Below are 19,546 nucleotides of genomic sequence, written 5' to 3'. Positions count from 1 at the left end.
CCGGCCGACTCGTACGAGTCTTTGGTGTCGCTCGCGCTTCCGGCTTCCTCCTGGCCGGTCTCGCTGGCGACATGAGAAACGTACGGGGGGAGAACACCCCTCGGCATGGGCCTCAGGGCCCAACTCCGGGCCCATTCCACGGATTGGGCCCGTTCCTGTCCGGACATGTCAGCCATGACTCGTCGGCCCCCCTCGGGAACCTCGCCTCAGGCTGTGCCAGAGGGCGATGGCCTCGCCTCGGCTGCCGGCGTTGAGCTTGGCGAAGATGCGGTTGATGTGGTTCTTGACGGTCTTCTGGCTGATGAAGCAGGTGGCGGCGATCTGCTGATTCGTCATGCCCGACGCGATCAGGTCCATCACTTCCACCTCCCGTTGGCTCAGCTCCGTCAGCAGCCCTCCGGCACCGCTGGCGCCAGGGTTGGCCCCTGGCGTGACCGACTCTGCTGAAGAATGTGCCATATTCGCTTGCGAAAGCGAAGAGGGCGCATCGAATTGTTGCGGAGGAGTCTCCGCCCTAACTGGGCCCACCTGCTGATTTGTTGACGATGAGTTGACACGACCGACGCTCGTGTCGTGTGCGGTTGCAGATGCTCCGGGCTGGTATCCGGGACCGTGGAAGGCCGTCCCGAGACCCTCCGGCAGCGGTGGACCCGTCGGCTCGGGGTGCGCCTGACCAGTGCCCCGTACGGTCGCGAGGAGCGCGCTGGATGCCGAGGCGGTGAAGGAGGCACGACCCTCCTTGATGTCCCTCACGGCGGCGACGAGCTGGTCCGCGGTGAACTCGCCATGGACCAGGTAGCCGCCCGCTCCGCGCCGCAGGGCCTCGTGGACGATTTCACTCTCCCGGCTGTACGTCATCATCAGCACCGGCGCGAGCCGGACGAGGTGCGGCAGAGCGGAGATGCCGTCGACCCCGGGCATGCGTACGTCCAGCAGGATGACGTCCGGCCGGTGCTGGACCGCCGCGTCGTAGGCCTGGCGGCCGTCGGCTGCCTCCGCGACGACGTGGATGTCCTGACGGCCCTGGAGCAGCACGGTCAGGCCCGCTCGTACGACCGGGTTGTCGTCGGCGATCACGACCCGGAGCGTCGGGGCGGGTGCCATGGAGCCGGGGAGGGCGGGGAATTCGCCGGATGCCGCTGCCGCCGGCCCTTGGGGAGCGGGGAAGGCGGACGATCCGGAGGAATGGTCGGAAGTGAGCGGTGTGGCATGCGAGGACGTGTGCTGGGACACGTGGGGATGCTGTGTCCACTGCTGCCCTGAGCTACGGGAGATGTCGTCCGGCATGGATGCGGCCTCCTCTCGGGATGGTGGGGGACGGGATGGTGGGGGACGGGGTGGTGGGGGACGGGGTGGGGACGGGAGACGGGTGGGGATCGGGTCGGGGACGCGGCGGTCAGTTCAGGAGCGGCGCCGTTCGCTGCTGTCGCGGCACCGCGCCCAGCGGCGGCGGCGCGATCGCCATCAGCGGCAGTTCGAGCCGGACCTCCGTACCCCGCGCGTGGCGGCCGCGGCCGATGCGGATGCGGGCGCCGATGGACGCGGCCCGTTCGACCATGCCGACGAGACCGAAGTGGCCCGCGCGGCGGAGGTCGTCCAGGGTGGTGCCGGGCGGCAGGCCCGTTCCGTCGTCGTACACGCTGATACGGAGGACGTCACCGACGACGCCGGCGGAGACGTCCAAGTAGCTCGGTCGGCCGTGGCGGTGGGCGTTCTCCATGGCCTCCGAGGCGATGGTCAGGGCCTGGCGTGCGACGACCTGCGGCACGGCCGGTACGGGGGCCTGGTTGAGCCGTCGGAAGGTGGCCCGGACCTCGTGCCGCCGAGCGAAGTCCTCGGTGCGGGCGGTGAGTTCGTCGAGGACGTCGATTCCGCCGTCGAGCCCCGACTCACGGCGCAGGTCCGACAGCAGCTCCCGCGACTCGGCGGCGGCACGGCGCGCGGAGCGGGCGACGAGGTCCGCCTGGTGCTTGATGGTGAGCGGGTCCATGCGGTCGGCCGTGCCGGCCAGTCCGTCCGCGGCCAGCGCCAGCCCGTGCAGGGTCTTGGCGACCGAGTCGTGCATCTCCCGGGCGAGGCGGGCGCGCTCCTCCTCCACGGCCTCGTTGACGGCGAGCCGGGCGCGGGCCTCGGTGAGGGCCTGGCTCGCCGCGCCGAAGCCGAGCATCAGGTTGCGCAGGGTGCTGCCGACGGCTCCCGCGATGACGCACAGGCCCGGCAGGAGCAGATCGCTGACTCCCGCCTCCACGGTGGGGTTCACGGCGTACGCGCCCGCGAGGATGAGCGACTGGAGCACGGCGAAGACCGCGGCCCCGCGCCAGCTGTAGACCAGCCCGGCGAGCAGGGGTGTGCAGATGGTGACGTAGGCCAGGAGGGACTCGGGAGAGGCGACGGCCAGCAGCAGTGCGCCGAAGAGGGAGTCGACGGCGAGCAGCGTCGGGTGCCGCAGCAGGATGGGCCCGAAGCGCTCCCAGTCGCGCAGGGGGATGTACGACACCATGACCGTGACGATCACGGCGGCGCCGACGAGCCATACGGCCAGCCCCGGTGCGGTGTTGTCCAGGGCGAACGGCGTGGCCAGGCCGATCACCGCCAGCCGGAAGCCGAACACCTGCCGGCAGAGCGCCTGCAGGGCGTTGACCTGGATCGGGAGCGAGGGCACGTGCTGGGAGGCGGTGGCTGTCGCCTGCGGGGGCAGTTCACCGTTCATACCGCCGCCGATGCCGCCGGTGATGCCGGCGCCGGCTCCGCCGCCGAGGGCGGCGATTTGCTGGGCCATGGTGGTCACCTCCTGTCCGAGTTCGGTTCCAGCTCCAGTCCCAGTTCCGGTTCCGGTCCGGTTCCCGTTCGCGTTCGCGTTTCGCTCCTGTTCCGGTTGCGCTTCCTTCCAGGTCTCAGCCGCCGTTGAGGACGTTGGTGAAGTCGACGCCGGAGCCGTAGTAGAAGCTCACGACGATGAGGATCAGGGTCGCGGGGAGCATGACCATGGTCACGACGAGCGTGGTCTTGGGAACGGCCTTGGCCGCCGTACGACGGGCGTTCTGAGCGTCCGCACGGCGCATGTCGGTGGCGATCTGGATCAGGGTGTCGACGATCGGGGCACCCAGTTCCTCGCCCTGCTGGAGGGCGGTGACGAACATCGACACCTGTTCCGACGCGTTCCGCTTCCGCAGTTGCTCGAAGGCCTCGCGGCGGCTGACGCCCATGTCCATCTGGCGCAGGGTGATCCGTAGCTCGTCCGACCACGGTCCCTTGTACTTCTCGGCGACCCGCTCCAGTGCCTGGCGGAAGCCGAGGCCGGCCGAGACGACGACGGCGAGGACGTCGAGGAAGTCGGGGAGGGTGCGCTCGATGTCCTGGCGGCGGCGGGTGATGGCGACCCGGATCAGGAAGTCGGTCCACACGAGTCCGTACACGAGGGCGATGACGGCGATCACCGCCTGTCCCCGAGCGAGGAGGGCCAGGGCGGCGGCCACGCCGAGGATCGTGTAGACGGCGCGGCGCGCGGCGTAGCGGTCGACGGTGATACCGCCGGGGTTGCCCGCCATGTCGAGCCTGCGGCGCAGGGCGTCGACGCGCTTGGGCCCCATCATCGAGAGCACGGTCGGGGCGTACCGCATGCCCATGCGGTCGACGCCGGAGCCGACCGCGGTGGTGCGCGTGGAGCCCACTTCGAGGGCGATCGCGAGGTCGCTGGGGAGCTTGGCCTCGGCGCGGTACATCCGGATGCCGTGGAACACGCCGTACACGGCGAGACCGAAGGCGACCGCGAGCAGAAGTCCCATCATGTGTCCTCGTGTCCTTCCCGTTCAGACCCGGATCCGGGACATGCCGCGGATCAGGAAGAAGCCGACGGCGTACAGGCCGAAGGCGACGACCACGGCCAGCTGGCCGATCACCGAGCCGGTCATCTTGTCCAGGGCCCCGGGGGTCATGGCGTTGATCATCAGGAGGAAGCCGAGGCCGAGGAGCGGGACGGCGAAGGCGGTCACCTTCACCTGCGAGAGCATCGTGGTCACTTCTCGCCGCGTCTCCTTGCGCTCCTCCAGGGTCTCGGTCAGGTTGCGCAGCGAGGTGACGACCTGGCCGCCGGCCCGGTTGGAGAGGACGAGCGTGGAGACGAGGACGACGAGTTCGCGGGACGGCAGACGGTCGGCGAGTTCGCCGAGGGCGACGTCGAGGGAGTGGCCGACGGAGAGCTGGTCGGCCACGCGCAGCAGTTCCTCGCCTGCCGGGTCGTCGAGTTCCTCGGCCGCCATGGCCAGTGCGGTGCGCATGGCGAGTCCGGCGTGAGTGGCGTTGGCGAGGACGCGGGTGAACTCGGGGAGCTGGTTGATGAACGCCTCGGTCCGCTTGGCGCGCTGCCAGTTGAGGAAGGCGTTGGCTCCCCACAGTCCGACGAATGCCGCGAGGACGCCGAAGAAGGGTGCGAAGATCGCGCCGACGGTGAAGTAGATGGCGAGCAGTGCGCCGATCACGTACACGAGGTACTCGCCCGGGGTGAGGTCGAGCCCGGTCGTGGCGATCTTCCGCTCGATCCGCTTGCCGATCCCCGTCCCGCGCAGGCGTCGGTCCACGCCACGGAAGCGGCGCCGGCGGCTGCTGGGGAGCGCGATCTGGCCGGTCTGGGACATCCGGTCGACGATCGCCTGCCGTTGGGCCTTGCCCGAGGAGTAGATGTGGACGCCGACGACGCCGAGGACGCAGGCGAGCAGGGTGACGCCGATCGTCAGGAGCGGGAGATTAGCCACGGGCTGAACCTTCTGTCGCGGTCGGGGACACTGCCTCCGCCTTACGGCCTACGGGGCTTACGGAACGCACAGGACTCACGGGACTCACAGAACGCACGGGACTCACAGAACGCACAGGACTCGCGGGACTTCGACTGCCGAGATCCACGGGACCAACAGAGTTCACAGGGCTCACAGGGGTCACGGGGGCCATCGCGCTCATGCCACCGCCTCGCGCAACGCCAGTTGTTCCTCCGACTCGGCGACGCCGAAGGCCGGTGGGATCGGCTCGTTCTTCATGTACAGGCGTTCGGCGACCCGGCGCGGCAGCGGGAGGTACTCGAAGACGCCGTGGATCCGGCCGTCGGCGGACATGGGCTGGGCGTCGAACCGGCAGACGGTGACGATCCGGTACTCCTCCCTTCCATGGGAGTCGACGATGGCGATCTCCGTGATCCGTCGGGAGCCGTCGGCGTGGCGGGTCAGTTGGACGATGACGTCGACGGCGCTGTTGATCTGGTCCTTGATCGCCACGAACGGGATCTCGACGTCCGACATGGAGCCCAGGGTCTGGAGCCTCATCAGCGCGTCCTCGGCACTGTTGGCGTGGACCGTGGCGAGGGAGCCGTCGTGACCGGTCGACATTGCCTGGAGCATGTCAAGCGTCTCGCCGCCTCGGACCTCACCGACGATGATGCGGTCGGGGCGCATTCGCAGCGAGTTGCGGACCAGGTCGCGGATGGTGATCTGGCCCTTGCCCTCGACGTTCGCCGGGCGGCTCTCCAGGGTGATGACATGGCTCTGCTGGAGCTGGAGCTCTGCCGAGTCCTCGATGGTGACGATGCGCTCCCCGTCCGGGATCAGCCCGGAGAGCGCGTTGAGCAGGGTGGTCTTTCCCGTACCGGTGGCGCCGGAGACGATCACGTTGAACTTGGCGCGGACGAGCCCGGACAGCAGCACCGTCATCTGCTCGTCGAGCGAACCGAGCTCGATCATCTCGCGCAGCGTGAAGGCCCGCGGGAAGCGTCGGATCGTGAGGATCGGTCCGGAGAGGGAGAGCGGCGGGATGATCACGTTGACGCGCTCGCCGCTGGGAAGCCGGGCGTCGACCATGGGAGTGGCCTCGTCCACCCGGCGGTTCACCGTGGAGACGATGCGCTCGATGGTCTGCATCAGCTGTTCGTGGGAGCTGAAGCGCATCGGCAGCTTCTCCAGCCGGCCGCGCCGCTCGACGAAGACCTGCTCGGGGCCGTTGACCATGATCTCGCTGATGGAGGCGTCTTCGAGCAGGGGCTCCAGGATGCCGAGGCCGAGGGCTTCGTCGACGACGCGGCGGATGAGCTGCGAGCGCTCGATCGACGAGAGGACCGGTCCCTCGCGGCTGATGATGTGGCCCAGCACGCGTTCGAGGCGGGCACGGCGTTCGGCGGCCTGAAGGGCGGACATCTCCGCGAGGTCGATCTCCTCCAGGAGCTTGGCGCGGTAGATCCCGACGAGCTGGTTGTCGGAGCCCTGCCCGTTGCTCGGTTCGGGATTGCTGATGCGCGCCCGGAGGCTCATGTGCTCGACTCCTTACGGATGTGCTCGGGTGGTCAGTCGGTGACGGGCATGGTCGCGGAACGAGTGGCCTCGCCGAAGTCGTCGATGCCGGGGATGATGGACGGGATGGTGACGCGGGCGGTCATGGTGACTTCCTCACCCCAACCACTGCGGTCGATCTGGGTTCTACCGGCCACCCAGTCGCTCATCGCCTCCTTGCCCGCCTGCCCGCCGCCACCGTTCCCGATCGATTCGCTGCGAGCCGCCGCCCGCGCCCCCGTACCCGCCTGCTGAACGGCGTACGCGGCGAGGCCGAGCTGGATGGCCGCGAGCGCGATCAGGAGAAGGAAGGGGATCCAGCCGACGTACTCGAGGGCGGTCTGGCCCCGGTCGCCTTCCTTACGAAGCCGGAGTATGCGCTTCCGCATGGCTCAGTCCTCCCACACGGCGGAGGCCCGCCCATCGACAGGGATCGGGATGTCGACGAAGCCGGGGAAGAGGAAGGGCGCTTTGAGGTCCACCCGGGCCTCGAAGAGGCCGTTGCCCTTCCTCTGGCATTCGGTATCGCCGGCCTGCCACGCGTCGGGAAGCTTCTTCCGCGCCGCCGCCTCGCACGCCGGGCCCGAGCCCAAGCCCGCCACGGCGCCGGCCCGCGCGCCTTCGTCCGCCGCGTTGCCCGCCAGCGAGAACGTGTACCCGACGAGGGCCGCCTGCCACAGCAGGATCAGGGTCGCCAGGATGATCGGCACCATCCCGGTGAACTCCACCGCGGTCTGCCCGCGGTCATCTCGCCAGTCGGTAACCACCGCGATGCGCATCGCTTCAACTCGCCCCCTCGTTTCGTCGTTCAGGTCCGGCGCCGGATGCCCAGCGCACCCCGGTCGCTCCTCAACTTGCCCTGTTTCTGCGGTGCTTCACTCGTCTTCACGAGTCCCAGTTCTCCCGCCAGCCCCCACAGCGCCTGCTTGACCGTGGACTTGGCCTCCAGGTCCTGCATCCGGCCCGCGTCGACGAGGGCCTGCAGTTCCTTGAAGTTGGCGGGGATCACGACCTTGGACACCCGGGTCGAGGTGATCCTCTCGACCAGTGCCGGCTGTATCTCCGTGTTGCGTACGTACCGGTTGACGACGGTCACCGTCTCCTCCGCCTTGCGGATCTGGAGGCGGTCCCAGAGCCGGACCATGCGCTTGGCCGCCCGCACCGCGACCACGTCCGGGGTCGTGACGAGCAGCGTCGTGTCGGCCATTTCGATCGCCGCCGCGTTGGCGCCGTTCATGTAGCTGCCGCAGTCGACGATCACCACTTCGTAGCGGTTGCGCAGGGCGCTGACGATCTGCCGCACCGACCGGTCGGTGACCTCCTCGCCGCGTTCGCCCTCCCCCGGTGCCAGCAGCAGCCCTATCCCGCTCTCATGGGCGTAGACCGCGTCCTGGAGGACCCGTGGCGAGAGGTCCTGGATGCCGGACAGATCGACGATCGAGCGGCGGAACTGCACGTCCAGGTACGAGGCGACGTCGCCGGACTGCAGGTCGAGGTCGGCCAGGGCGACGGTCCTGCCCGAGGCCCTGGCGGCGAGGGCGAGCTGTACGGCGGTGACGGTGGTGCCGACGCCGCCCTTGGCGCCGCTGACGGTGACGACGGTGCCGCCCGGGCCGGTGAACACGTCGCCGCCGGAGCCCAGATGGCGTCGCACGCCGACGGACCAGGCGGCTGCGGCCTGTACGCGCTGGACCAGCTCCTCGTAGGAGATCGGCAGGCCGACGAGGCCCCGTGCCCCGGAGTCCATCGCGGCCGAGTACAGGCCGGGGCTCGCGTCCGCGGTGACGAGGATGACGCCGACGGCAGGGAAGCGGAGGGCCACCTCCCGGATCAGTTCGAGTGCCGGTACCGGTCCGATCCGCTCGTGGACGAGGACGACCTCCGGGAGCTCGTCGATCGACTCGGTGGCGAGCCGCGCCAGGGTGTCGATCAGCGAGGTGGAGTCACCGACCGGCCCGGCCGGCTCCGCCTCGGGGAGCTGGCCGAGCAGGGTGGTGATGGATCGGACGGCGTCGGCGTCACCGACGGCCGGGAGGATTCTGGTCGTCATCCGGCTCTCACTTGTCCCCTTCGAGGGTGTAGGTGCCCTCTCCCGGGCGCAGCTGCGTCGAACCGCCGGCGGCGAGCAGCGCGAGCCGCACGTTCACCGCGAACGATTCGGCGTACGCCACACGTTGGGCATCCTTGGTCGTCAGAGCGAAGGTGATCGGGACGGCCTCGCGCAGGGTGCCGCGGCGGTCGTCCTCCTTGGGCTCGAGCGCGGTGAGCCGGCCGACGTCGAGCACCCGGGCGTTGGGGACGATGACGCGCGACTGGGCCTTGACCCCACCCTGGTCGTCGGCCGGGAACGTGGCGTAGATGTTGACGGCGTCACCCGCTCTGATCTTGCCCGCGACACCGGTCGCGGCATCGATCATGATGGCGATCTCCTGCTCGTCCCGGTCGAGTTCGGGCCGCTTGACGAACATGTCGTCCTGGAGCAGCGAGCCCTTCTTGAGCTGGGTGACCGCCACCTTGCCGCCGACGACCGACACATCGGTCACCGCGTTCTTGGAGAGCCAGCGCTTGGGGATCTTTATCTTCTCGAACTGGCCGGGCTGCAGGGCCTGGTACGGGGCGACATCCGACTTGACCCGGTAGGCGTCCACCTCGGGCCCGACCTTGGAATTCACGTCGCTGATCACCGAGAGCACACCGGCGAACGCGCCGAAGGCGCACAGGACCGAGAGGAGCAGAAGGATGATGCCGCGGCGTTGGCGTGAATTCATGAGCGGGGCAACCTCGTTGGGAGACGTGGGCTGACGAGCGGACGGATACGCGGACTGGCGGGCGGACCGGTAGGTGCGGTGCGGTGCGGGCGCGTACGGCCGGGGCAGCCGGGCCGCCATCGGTCCGTGCGTACCGCCCCGGCGGCGCCTTACGACCCGTGGTTCATCGGTGTTCCTTGGCCTAGGACACCCGTGGCGTGCGTTCGGTTCTCGACTGCCGCGAGCGGTGCCGAGCAGAATCCGCAGCGGTCACCGATGAGTTCGATGCCGCACCAGGTGCACACCTCCCGTCGTACCGAGGAAACCAGCTGATAGATGACGGAGATATCAGGGAGAAAGGCGGCGAATTCGACCATCCGGGGCGTTCCCCACCAGCGCGGTGAATCGGCCGGCAACGCCGTCTCCTGCATTCCCTGGACCTGCCACGCGGGAGCCAGGGTGGATTTCACCCATTCCGACTGCAGATGCCCTTTTGCCACCAGAAGCTGTGTGGCGAACTCGGGCCCGGTGAGGTCTCCGTTGCCGATTCTGATCAGCTGTGGGGTGGGGTTGGCCACGACCCCGAACTGCGAGCCCGGCACCCAGGACTTGGCGTGCGACTTGAGGCTCACCGGTACACGGTCGAGCTTGGTGACCGAGTTGAGCAGCGCGCCCGCGTAGATGTAGTGCGACAGGAGCCGTGCGGCGGAGGCGACGACCCCCGCACTGAAGTCACAGATGGACAGCTGCCTGAGCTGGCGGACCAGGACGGACACCCCGAGCGGCGGCAGATCGAGTTTGAGGAGCGCGATGCGGTCGCTCTCCAGGACCGAGCGGACGGTGTGCAGTCTGCGCTCGTGGGCGGCGGGGATGGAGGCGGGGTAGAGGGCGATCACATAGCCGTTCTGCTCCACCAGGACCTGCATGTCGGCGAGCGCGGCATCGAGCGGCTGGGCGTCCGGCGAGTGCAGCAGCGCCGCGGTGGGCGTCTGGCGGTCGGTCGGCGGTAGCACCAGATCGGCGCTGGTCACAGCAATTGCGGTCGGCACGCTGATTCCCCGTTCAGCTTCGGTCGCCGTCGTGACGGCGACCGCAGATCCCTACTGCTCCGTACTGCTCCGTGACTGGTCTGCGTACTCCTCCTGCACCAGCACTTTATCCACGTCCTACAGGGCAGAGAACAGCTTTCGAGACGCAGTGCCCCAACCCTCACGCAATACTCACCGGCCAAACCGGACGAAGCGGCCAGAGGTTAACTCCCGTATCAGGGAAGGGATTTCAGGAATCGTTCCTTCGATTCTGCGAATTCCTCCCGGGTTCACCCTCACAAGGGCCCAACAGGCCCTCTGGGCCCGGAATGGGGCCCCAGGACCCACGCCGCTGCCGCCGGCCTTCCGTAGCGTCCGAATCCGGTCGGTGCCGAAAGCGGCATCGGTGACAGGAACGGGCTCGACGGTCCGAGGGGGTACGGCATGGAGCAGGGGTCCGCCCGCAGACGCCACCCGAGACGCGACCGGGGCGCCACGGCCACGGAGTACGTGGGCGTCATCGTCGTCTCCGCCGCCGTGATCGGTGCACTCGTCGGCACCGGGATCGACGGGACCATCGCCGAGAAGCTGCGCTGCCTGGTCACCTTCGGCGGCTCCTGCGGCACCGGCGACGGCAGCGGCCAGGACGAGGCGGCCCCGAGGACCGACGCCGACTACGAGCCCGCGCTGTGCCAGATCTCGTCGGTCAGCGACAAGGCCGGCGCCAAGGGCAAGCTGCTGTTCATCGAGTGGGGCGAGGAGTACGGCTTCCAGCAGCAGACGTACCGGGCCAAGACCGACGTCAACAGGGACGGAACGGTCGACGAGAACGACCAGCAGGTCCTGATGACGTTCACCGACGCCGCCTCGATCGCCGCCAAGAAGGACTGGAAGCCGGGCGCCAAGGTCGGCAGGTTCGGCTCCGACAAGGTCGAGCTGGGCGCCGGGATCAAGGTCACCAACGGGGACACCTGGGTGTTCGACAGCGAGGCGGACGCGAAGTCCTTCCGCGACGACATCGAGAGCCTGAAGACCTACGAGCTGACCAACCGGCACGCGGGCGCCCGGGGCGGCGGGCTCGGGAACAGCATCCTCTACCTCTTCGGCAAGGGCCCGATGGCCGAGGAGGAGAAGCTGCGCAACCGCATCGACGAGCAGCTCGGCAACCGGCACATCAGCTACGGCAAGGTCGGCATCGAGGCCGGTGCGGCCGGCGGGCTCAAGCTGTCGGCCGGCGACGAACGGAAGCTCAGCGCCACGCTCGGCGGGAACTTCAGGTTCTCCCCCGAGGCGACCTGGACCGACAACGAGTTCAAGGGCACCAAGTCGTACACCTACAGCGCGTCGGTCGAGTACGGCACCAAGGCCGGGTACGAGGCAGGCCCCCTCGGCGGAGAGGCGTCCGCGACGACGACCCGGACGGGGACCATCACCGTCACCCACGACAAGAGGACCGGCGAGCTGCTGCGGATCGACATGACGCGGACGGTCGAGAAGGGTGCCACCAAGGACGGGGTGAAGGTCGGCGGAGACAACGGCAAGGAGGGCTCCGACAAACGCGGCGGAAGCGGCTCGGCCAAGGGCAGCGACCAGGAGACGGGCATCGAGGTCGTCACCGACTCCGTCGTCCTCCCGCCGGGCGCCGAGGGCGCGAAGCAGCGCGCGATCGCCCAGCAGTGGCTGGACGGGAACGGGCAGTACGCGGCGCCCTTCAGCTACATGTTCGGCGACCACTCGCCGACGAAGCGGCCCGGGAACGACGACCCGTTCGGACAGCTGCTCTTCGACGAGGGGCTGTCGAGCCGGACGACGTACACGGGCCTGACCGATGCGGCGGAGTACGGCTTCGAGCTCAACCTGGGACTGAGTCTCGGCTTCTCGGTCTCCACCGAGAAGAGGGAGGAGATCCTCGATGACGCGGAGTTCCTGGGCGCGCCACAGGGAGGTGGCCGCAGCTATGTCCCGTACAGCTACTGTGCGAGCTGATCCCGGCGACAGGAGCACCGAGGCCATGGGTACCGACGCCATGAGCGCCGACGCGACGAGCACCCGCGCCACGAACCCCGGCGCGACGAGCACCCACGCCACGAACGCCGGGGCCCTGAGCACCGCGAGAAGAACCGCCGGGCGGCTGCTCTCGGCCGCGTCCCTGACCGCATCCCTGACCGTGGCCCTGCTGGGCACCGCCGCGTGCGGGTCGGGGGCGCGGGCCGGGACGGCACCCGAGGGCTGGGGGGTCCTGGAGACCGCCGCCGTCACGGTCGCCCATCCGCCCGCGTTCAAGGAGCAGGGCGACGCCGGCCGCAGCAGGTTCAACGCGGCGGCGGCCACTCTGAGCGAGGGCGGCCGGGTGGTCGGCACGATCACCGTGCAGCTGGGCTTCACCGAGGCCGACTCGGCCGAGGAGGCGGCGATCGGCGCCGAGGCCGGGATCGCGCTGGGCTCCACGCTCAAGGGCCAGAAGGAGATCACGGTCGCCGGCCCGGAGGGCGGGAGGTCTCAGGCCCGGCGGATCGACTTCGCGTTCACGGTGAAGGGGGACCGGGTCGGCGGCGTGATCGTCGCGGGTCTCGACGCGGACAGGAAGGCGTACGCGGTCCGTGTCGACGCGGTGCAGGGGCGGCTCGGGGACGACGACCTGAAGAGGATCATCGAGTCGGTCACGGTGCGCGGATGACGAGGTACGGCTATCCCGGGGCACCGGCCCGGCGGGACGAGGGGCGCGGAGCGGGAGTGCTCGCGCTCGTGCGCGCCTGGGCGGCCGGAGTCGTCGTTCTGGTGTTCACCGAGTACGTACAGGCCACGGTCGTGTACGAGCACGTGGCGACGGCATCGCGGATGGAGACGTTCGGCGGCCGTCTGCTGTTGATCCATCTGCCGAACGCCGTGTGCATCGCACTCGCCGCCTGGGCCGCGGCCCGCATCCACGGGGACCCGTACCGGTACTCCACGCCGCGGCATCTGACGGCGGCGCTCACCGTGCCGGTGGCGGCGCAGCTGCTGAACATGGCGGTGCAGTGGGAGCAACTGGCGTTCGAGGGGCTGCTGATGTCGAACGCGGTGCTGGTCGTGGGGTGTGTGGTGGGGTGCGCGGCGGACCGTTTGCAGGAGGACGGCTGAGCGCCGCAGGGACGCTCGACGGGCAGGGCTCGGTCCGGTGGGGACCGGGCCCTTTCGTATACGACCTTCCGCCAGAGGTCTTGACAACCGGATTGGTCTGGACCAGCTTTACGCCAAGCGGTGGCCACCGTTCCCGTACGTCCTCCCTCCCCTCTCTCCTCTCCCCCAACTCCCCCACGGAGGCAGCAAAGTGGAACGCACCACACGCAGACGGAGATGGCTCGGCGGAGTCCTGGCGCTGGCCGTGGGCGCCGGACTCGGGCTGGCCGGCGGCGCGGGCACCGCGGTGGCCGCCGATGTGAACAACGCGAAGAACGCCGGGTTCGAGTCGGGACTCGCCAACTGGACCTGTTCCGCCGGGAGCGGGGCCGCGGTGTCCTCGCCCGTGCGCAGCGGGACTTCGGCGCTCAGGGGCACGCCCAGCGGCCAGGACCACGCGAAGTGTTCGCAGACCGTGACGGTGAAGCCCAACTCGACGTACCAGCTGAGCGCCTGGGTCCAGGGCTCGTACGTGTACCTCGGCGCGAGCGGGACCGGGACGTCCGACGTGTCGACCTGGACACCTGGCGGCTCCGGCTGGTCGCAGCTGAGCACCAGCTTCACGACGGGCGCGAGCACGACGTCGGTGACCGTCTACACCCACGGCTGGTACGGACAGGCGGCCTACTACGCCGACGACGTCTCGGTGTTCGGGCCGGACGGGGGCGGCGGCGGTGACCCCGACCCGGTGGTGCCGCCGACCCCCGGTGGGCTGGCCGTCGGTGCGGTGACCTCGTCGTCCGTGGCGCTGAGCTGGAACGGCGCCTCCGGCGCGACCGGCTACAACGTGTACCGCAACGGCGCCAAGGTCCAGTCGGTGACCGGGACCTCGTCCACCGTGACGGGGCTGGCGGCGTCGACGTCGTACCAGTTCCAGGTGAGCGCGACGAACGCCGCCGGGGAGTCACCGAAGTCCGCGGCGGTGACCGGGACGACGACCAACGGCGGCGGCACGGGCAACCCGGCCGTGCCGAGGCACGCGCTGACCGGCTACTGGCAGAACTTCAACAACGGCGCCACCGTGCAGAAGCTGCGCGACGTGCAGTCGCAGTACGACATCATCGCGGTGTCGTTCGCCGACTCGACGGCGACGCCCGGTGAGATCACCTTCAATCTGGACCCGGCCGTCGGCTACGGCTCGGTGGACGAGTTCAAGAGCGACATCAGCGCGAAGAAGAGCGCCGGCAAGTCGGTGATCATCTCGGTCGGCGGCGAGAAGGGCAACGTCACCATCAACAGTGACGCCTCCGCGACCGCCTTCGCCAACAGCGCCTGGTCACTGATGCAGCAGTACGGCTTCACCGGTGTCGACATCGACCTCGAGCACGGCATCAACTCCACCTATCTGACGAAGGCGCTGCGCCAGCTGTCGCAGAAGGCGGGCTCCTCGCTCGTCCTGACGATGGCGCCGCAGACCATCGACATGCAGAACACCGGCACGGAGTACTTCAAGACCGCGCTCGCGGTGAAGGACATCCTCACGGTCGTCAACATGCAGTACTACAACAGCGGTTCGATGCTCGGCTGCGACCAGAAGGTCTACTCCCAGGGCTCGGTGGACTTCCTCACCGCGCTCGCCTGCATCCAGCTCGAGGGCGGTCTCGACCCGTCGCAGGTCGGCCTCGGTGTCCCGGCGTCCACCCGAGGCGCGGGCAGCGGGTACGTCGATCCGCAGATCGTGAAGAACGCGCTGGACTGCCTGACCCGCGGCACCAACTGCGGTTCGTTCAAGCCCTCGCGGACGTACCCGTCGCTGCGCGGTGCGATGACCTGGTCGACGAACTGGGACGCGACGGCCGGAAACGCCTGGTCCAACGCGGTCGGACCGCACGTCCACAACCTGCCGTAACCCGACCTGCCCCACCCCTCACCCTCCCCGCGACAGGCAGCGCCGTCGTCCCCACCGGCGGCGCTGCCGCTTGCGTGCGGCCGGTCAGTACGTCTGCGGACGGCCGGGGAGGGTGAGGTAGAAGTGGACGACGGGAGCGATCTCCTCGAGCCACTCCCGGAGCACGGTCTTGCGGCGGGCGGTGACCCGGCACTCGTAGAGCATGCCGCCGGCGTGGGCGACGGCGACCATGAGCACGGTGCCGTACGGGGCGGGGGCGTAGTGCACGGTCGCGATCTGGGCCCAGGGGAACTCCAGGGCGTGGCCCTGGATCTCCAGGGCCACACCCGACCCGTCGACGATGACCGAGTTGTGCCGGTCGTGGGCGACGAACTCGGGGTCCACCGCGGGGGGCGGCGGACCGTACGGAGGCTGGGGCGCCCCGTACGGGACCTGGGGCGGACCGTACGAGGGCTGCGGCGGCCCGTACGGAGGCTGCGCGGGCACCGGTATCGGAGGGCCGAAGCCGGGCTGCGGCCCGTACGACGGCGGCGGCGGGCCGTATGTCATGTACGCCAGTATGGCGGGCGGTTCACCACGGGAGTTCCCGCACCTGCTGCACGCACAGCACGATGAAAAGCAGCCCGGCTGTGGCCAGCATGCCGTTGCTGAGCCAGCCGTTGCGCCATTCCCTCGGTGTGCGGGAGGAGTTGAGCAGCCAGACCAGGGTCAGCGCGAGGAACGGCATGAAGAAGGCCCCGATCACGCCGTAGACGATCACCAGGCCGAAGGGCTGGTTGAGGAAGAGCAGCGCGATCGGCGGGAAGGTGAGCCACAGCAGGTACGCGCGGAACGGGAGGGACCTCTCACGGGGGGTGCCGGACGGTACGAGTGACGGACGGTAGTGGGCGACGAAGTCCGCGAACATCAGGCTGACGCCGTGCCAGACCCCGATCAGCGAGGTGAAGGACGTGGCGAAGAAGCCGATCAGGAAGACCTTGGCGGTGGTGGCGCCGTAGCGGTCCTCCAGGACGGTGCCGAGGTCCAGCAGGCCCTTGTCGCCCTTGGCGAGTGCGACCCCCGAGGAGTGCAGCAGTTCGGCACCGACGAAGAGCATCGCCACCACGAAGATGCCGGTGGTGAGGTAGGCGACACGGTTGTCGAGCCGCATCACCTTCATCCAGCCGGCGTCCTTCCAGCCCTTGGCATTGACCCAGTAGCCGTACGCGGCCAGCGTGATGGTGCCGCCGACGCCGCCGATGAGCCCCAGCGTGTAGATGAGGGAACCGTCCGGGAGGACCGGCACGAGGCCGGCGAACGCGTCGCCCAGGTGCGGGGTGACACGGACGGCCAGATAGACGGTGACGACGAACATCACGCCCACCAGTACCGTCATGACCTTCTCGAACACGGCGTACCGGTTGAACCAGACGAAGACCAGTCCGACGAGACCGCACGCGACGGCCCACAACTTGAGGTCCATGACGTCGGGGAAGAGGGCGCCGAGCGGGAGGGCGCTGGAGGACATCGCGGCCGCGCCGTAGACGAAGCCCCAGACGACGACGTACCCGGCGAAGTAGACCGTGGTCCATGAGCCGAGGCTGCGCCAGCCGTCGAAGAGGGTGCGGCCGGTGGCGAGATGCCACCGGCCCGCGGCCTCCGCGAGGGAGATCTTGACGAGACAGCCGATGACCGCGGCCCACAGCAGGGTGTAGCCGAACTTGCTGCCCGCGATCAGCGTGGCGACGAGGTCACCGGCGCCGACGCCGGTCGCGGCGACGACGATGCCGGGGCCGATGTGGCGCCAACTCGCCTTGCGGAGGGGAGTGGCCGGTGTGCCCGCCCCGTCCGCCGCCGTGCCTCCTGCGCCCACCGCGCCTCCCGGGTCTACTGTGCCTGCCGTGTCCGCCATGGTTGCCGCCGCCTTTCCGCTCAACGTTGAGCGTCATCAGAACTCGTGGCCGAAGCTCGCTCTTGACCGGGCCATGCCATACCCCGACCATGTGCCCGTCACACCCGCATCACCCGCACGTCGCATTCAGCCACCCCCACACTCCCTACCCAGGAGACAGCATGCGACTTCGTATTCGCGGCAGCGGCGGAAGGTCGGTCACCCTCGCGGCTCTGCTGGCGCTCGCCGTCGCGGTCCCGTTCACGGCCACCGCCTCGCCCGCGCCGGACAACGCCCCGACCGCCCAGGCCCCTGCCGAGGAGCAGACGAGGCAGTACGAGATCCACGGCCCGTCCACGGTCGCCGAGCGCACCGCCATCGCCGCCACCGGTGTCTCGATCGACGAGGCCCATGACCACACGGTCGTCATCAGCGCGGACGCCGCCCAGGCCAAGCGGCTCCGCGCCCTCGGCCATGTCCTCGAAGCCCTGCCCGCACCGCCGGCGCGCAAGGCCGCGGGCGCGGCGGCCGAACCGTTCGACTTCCCGTCGGCGGACGCCCGCTACCACAACTACGCGGAGATGACCACGGAGATCGACCAGCGCATCGCCGCCCACCCGAGCATCATGAGCAAGCGGGTGATCGGCAAGTCGTACCAGGGCCGGGACATCGTCGCCATCAAGATCAGCGACAACGTCGGCACGGACGAGAACGAGCCCGAGGTCCTCTTCACCCACCACCAGCACGCGCGCGAGCACCTCACGGTCGAGATGGCGCTGTACCTGCTGCGTGAGCTCGGCGACGACTACGGCAGCGACTCGCGCATCACCAACGCGGTCAACGGCCGCGAGATCTGGATCGTGCCGGACCTCAACCCGGACGGCGGCGAGTACGACATCGCCACCGGCTCCTACCGCAGCTGGCGCAAGAACCGGCAGCCCAACTCCGGTTCCTCGTCGGTCGGTACGGACATGAACCGCAACTGGAACTACAAGTGGGGCTGCTGCGGCGGCTCCTCGGGCTCCACGGGTTCCGAGACCTACCGCGGCCGGGCCGCCGAGTCCGCGCCCGAGGTGAAGGTCGTCGCCGACTTCGTGCGCTCCCGCGTGGTCGGCGGCAAGCAGCAGATCAAGACCGGCATCGACTTCCACACCTACAGCGAGCTGGTGCTCTGGCCGTACGGCTACACGACGGCGAACACCGCCCCGGGCCTGACCCAGGACGACCGGGACGCCTTCGCCACCGTCGGCCAGAAGATGGCGGCGAGCAACGGCTACACGCCCGAGCAGTCCAGCGACCTGTACATCACGGACGGGTCGATCGACGACTGGCTGTGGGGCAACCAGAAGATCTTCGCGTACACCTTCGAGATGTACCCGACGGGCTTCGGCGGCGGCGGCTTCTACCCGCCCGACGAGGTGATCGAGCGCGAGACGAGCCGTAACCGCGACGCGGTGCTGCAGCTGCTGGAGAACTCGGACTGCATGTACCGGTCGATCGGCAAGGAGCAGCAGTACTGCTCCTGAGCCGCTCCGAGCCCACCTGAATCTGTCCGGAAACAGATGACCGAGAAGGTGGTTGAATCTTCTCCCGTCGTGGCACAACACCATCGTGTGCCACGACGGGGGGAGTGCCACATGACGGTCATCATGACCCTGGCCACGGTGACGGCGGCGCTGCTGATCGGCGCCTCGCTGACCGTACTGATCCGCTTCCGGCGCCGGGCCGTTCGGGAGAACGCGCAACGGCCGCCCGCGCCGTTGCCTCACGATCCGCTGACCGTCGCCGTCCTCGCGGGCGGCGTGCCGCGGCTCACCCACACCGTCCTGTTCCGGCTGCACGCCGCCGGCCGGATCCGGTCCACGAAGCGCGGCCATACGATCCAGCCCGCGGCGGACGGCGCCGCGGCGTCGACGGCGGTGGACGGGATCCTCCTGGCCAAGGGCCTCGGCCTCAGGATCACCTCCGCCGAGGCCCGGCAGGCGCTCGCCACCGCCGGGCCGGTGGACCAACTGACCTCGCGGCTGGTGAAGGACGCCTTCCTCTGGGACACGGGGACGACCCGCCGCTGGAACGCGTGGTCCGTGGCGCACACCGTCCTCTGCATCGCGGCCCTGGGCATCGCGCTCACGGCGTCGGGCGGCCTGTTCGAGCCGTCCGCCGCGGCCCTGGGCATCGTCGCCGGCACCGGGATCGCCCTGAGGCTGTGCGTCGTACGCCTGGACCGGCTCACCCCGGCGGGGCAGGCGGCCCTGCGCCAACTGCATGCGGAGTACAAGAGCCGGGACGAGCAGGAGGGCCGGTCCGGCTCGCACTGGGCGAACCTGGACCGGCCCGGACTGCACCTGGGTACGGAGGCGAACGGCCTGGGCGTCGCCCTCCTCGGCACGAAGGCCATCGCGGACGCCAAGATACGGCGCCGCATCGCCCCCGACGGTACGAAGGGTTCCGGGTGCGGAGGCGGGGGCGGTTGCGGGGGCGGCTGTGGCGGGGGCTGCGGCGGCTGACCCGTACGGGAACCGGAAGCCGGGAACCGGGAACCGGGAGCCGGAAGCGGGTCCGTACGAGCCTGCCGCGCGACGGCC

At 69.5% G+C, this 19,546-nt stretch carries 18 protein-coding genes; 6 read left to right on the top strand and 12 right to left on the bottom strand.

Annotated elements, in window-relative coordinates; all coding sequences use genetic code 11:
- Positions 1–168: 168 nt before the first annotated feature.
- The 10 genes from OG766_RS22715 to OG766_RS22670 all read right to left on the bottom strand — a co-directional run bounded on the left by OG766_RS22715 (position 169) and on the right by OG766_RS22670 (position 10,104).
- Positions 169–1,287 (bottom strand): response regulator transcription factor, encoded by a 1,119-nt coding sequence (locus OG766_RS22715; RefSeq protein ID WP_328726076.1) that lies wholly within the window; start codon positions 1,285–1,287, stop codon positions 169–171.
- Between the two features lie 109 nt (positions 1,288–1,396).
- The gene (locus OG766_RS22710) at positions 1,397–2,779 is read right to left on the bottom strand and encodes a sensor histidine kinase (RefSeq protein WP_443045525.1); all 1,383 of its coding nucleotides are present in this window, start codon (positions 2,777–2,779) and stop codon (positions 1,397–1,399) included.
- Positions 2,780–2,894: 115 nt separating this feature from the next.
- Positions 2,895–3,785 carry a DUF5936 domain-containing protein gene (locus tag OG766_RS22705; protein ID WP_266384396.1) on the bottom strand — a complete coding sequence of 297 codons (891 nt, stop codon included), beginning with the start codon at positions 3,783–3,785 and terminating at the stop codon, positions 2,895–2,897.
- A gap of 24 nt (positions 3,786–3,809) precedes the next feature.
- Entirely contained in the window at positions 3,810–4,751 is a 942-nt protein-coding gene (locus OG766_RS22700; RefSeq protein ID WP_266382330.1) for a type II secretion system F family protein, read from the bottom strand.
- A 198-nt stretch (positions 4,752–4,949) separates the two neighbouring features.
- Positions 4,950–6,290, bottom strand: a complete 1,341-nt coding sequence (locus OG766_RS22695; protein WP_266382328.1) for a CpaF family protein — start codon at positions 6,288–6,290, stop codon at positions 4,950–4,952.
- Between the two features lie 32 nt (positions 6,291–6,322).
- Positions 6,323–6,697 carry a TadE family protein gene (locus tag OG766_RS22690; protein WP_266382325.1) on the bottom strand — a complete coding sequence of 125 codons (375 nt, stop codon included), beginning with the start codon at positions 6,695–6,697 and terminating at the stop codon, positions 6,323–6,325.
- A gap of 3 nt (positions 6,698–6,700) precedes the next feature.
- Positions 6,701–7,087: a TadE/TadG family type IV pilus assembly protein gene (locus OG766_RS22685; RefSeq protein WP_266382323.1), complete on the bottom strand. Its 387-nt coding sequence runs from the start codon at positions 7,085–7,087 to the stop codon at positions 6,701–6,703.
- Between the two features lie 29 nt (positions 7,088–7,116).
- Entirely contained in the window at positions 7,117–8,358 is a 1,242-nt protein-coding gene (locus OG766_RS22680; protein ID WP_328726075.1) for an AAA family ATPase, read from the bottom strand.
- A 7-nt stretch (positions 8,359–8,365) separates the two neighbouring features.
- Positions 8,366–9,076: a Flp pilus assembly protein CpaB gene (gene cpaB / locus OG766_RS22675; protein WP_266382317.1), complete on the bottom strand. Its 711-nt coding sequence runs from the start codon at positions 9,074–9,076 to the stop codon at positions 8,366–8,368.
- A 149-nt stretch (positions 9,077–9,225) separates the two neighbouring features.
- Positions 9,226–10,104 (bottom strand): hypothetical protein, encoded by an 879-nt coding sequence (locus OG766_RS22670; protein ID WP_328726074.1) that lies wholly within the window; start codon positions 10,102–10,104, stop codon positions 9,226–9,228.
- Between the two features lie 423 nt (positions 10,105–10,527).
- Between OG766_RS22670 and OG766_RS22665 the strand changes: the two genes are divergently transcribed.
- The 4 genes from OG766_RS22665 to OG766_RS22650 all read left to right on the top strand — a co-directional run bounded on the left by OG766_RS22665 (position 10,528) and on the right by OG766_RS22650 (position 15,091).
- On the top strand, positions 10,528–12,069 hold the full coding sequence (locus tag OG766_RS22665; RefSeq protein ID WP_328726073.1) for a hypothetical protein: 1,542 nt from the start codon (positions 10,528–10,530) through the stop codon (positions 12,067–12,069).
- A gap of 25 nt (positions 12,070–12,094) precedes the next feature.
- On the top strand, positions 12,095–12,760 hold the full coding sequence (locus tag OG766_RS22660; protein WP_328726072.1) for a hypothetical protein: 666 nt from the start codon (positions 12,095–12,097) through the stop codon (positions 12,758–12,760).
- Positions 12,757–13,203 (top strand): hypothetical protein, encoded by a 447-nt coding sequence (locus tag OG766_RS22655; RefSeq protein ID WP_328726071.1) that lies wholly within the window; start codon positions 12,757–12,759, stop codon positions 13,201–13,203. The genes OG766_RS22660 and OG766_RS22655 overlap by 4 nt, the downstream gene beginning before the upstream one ends.
- Before the next feature lie 190 nt (positions 13,204–13,393).
- Positions 13,394–15,091 (top strand): chitinase, encoded by a 1,698-nt coding sequence (locus OG766_RS22650; RefSeq protein ID WP_266382302.1) that lies wholly within the window; start codon positions 13,394–13,396, stop codon positions 15,089–15,091.
- A gap of 84 nt (positions 15,092–15,175) precedes the next feature.
- Here OG766_RS22650 and OG766_RS22645 read toward each other — a convergent pair whose 3' ends face one another.
- Both OG766_RS22645 and OG766_RS22640 read right to left on the bottom strand, forming a co-directional pair.
- Positions 15,176–15,640, bottom strand: coding sequence for a hypothetical protein (locus OG766_RS22645; protein WP_328726070.1), 465 nt, complete (start codon positions 15,638–15,640; stop codon positions 15,176–15,178).
- Positions 15,641–15,662: 22 nt separating this feature from the next.
- Complete coding sequence (locus OG766_RS22640; RefSeq protein ID WP_328726069.1) at positions 15,663–16,982, bottom strand: Nramp family divalent metal transporter; 1,320 nt, start codon at positions 16,980–16,982, stop codon at positions 15,663–15,665.
- A gap of 161 nt (positions 16,983–17,143) precedes the next feature.
- On the opposite strand from OG766_RS22640, the gene OG766_RS22635 reads away from it, so the two are divergent.
- The gene (locus OG766_RS22635) at positions 17,144–18,487 is read left to right on the top strand and encodes a M14 family metallopeptidase (RefSeq protein ID WP_328726068.1); all 1,344 of its coding nucleotides are present in this window, start codon (positions 17,144–17,146) and stop codon (positions 18,485–18,487) included.
- 111 nt (positions 18,488–18,598) lie between these two features.
- Positions 18,599–19,468: a TIGR04222 domain-containing membrane protein gene (locus OG766_RS22630; RefSeq protein WP_328726067.1), complete on the top strand. Its 870-nt coding sequence runs from the start codon at positions 18,599–18,601 to the stop codon at positions 19,466–19,468.
- Positions 19,469–19,546: the final 78 nt, after the last annotated feature.

Source organism: Streptomyces sp. NBC_00259, assembly GCF_036181745.1.
Classification (GTDB): domain Bacteria; phylum Actinomycetota; class Actinomycetes; order Streptomycetales; family Streptomycetaceae; genus Streptomyces; species Streptomyces pratisoli.
The sequence above is the reverse complement of the archived record's forward strand: the minus strand, read 5'-3'. Positions and strand labels throughout refer to the sequence as shown.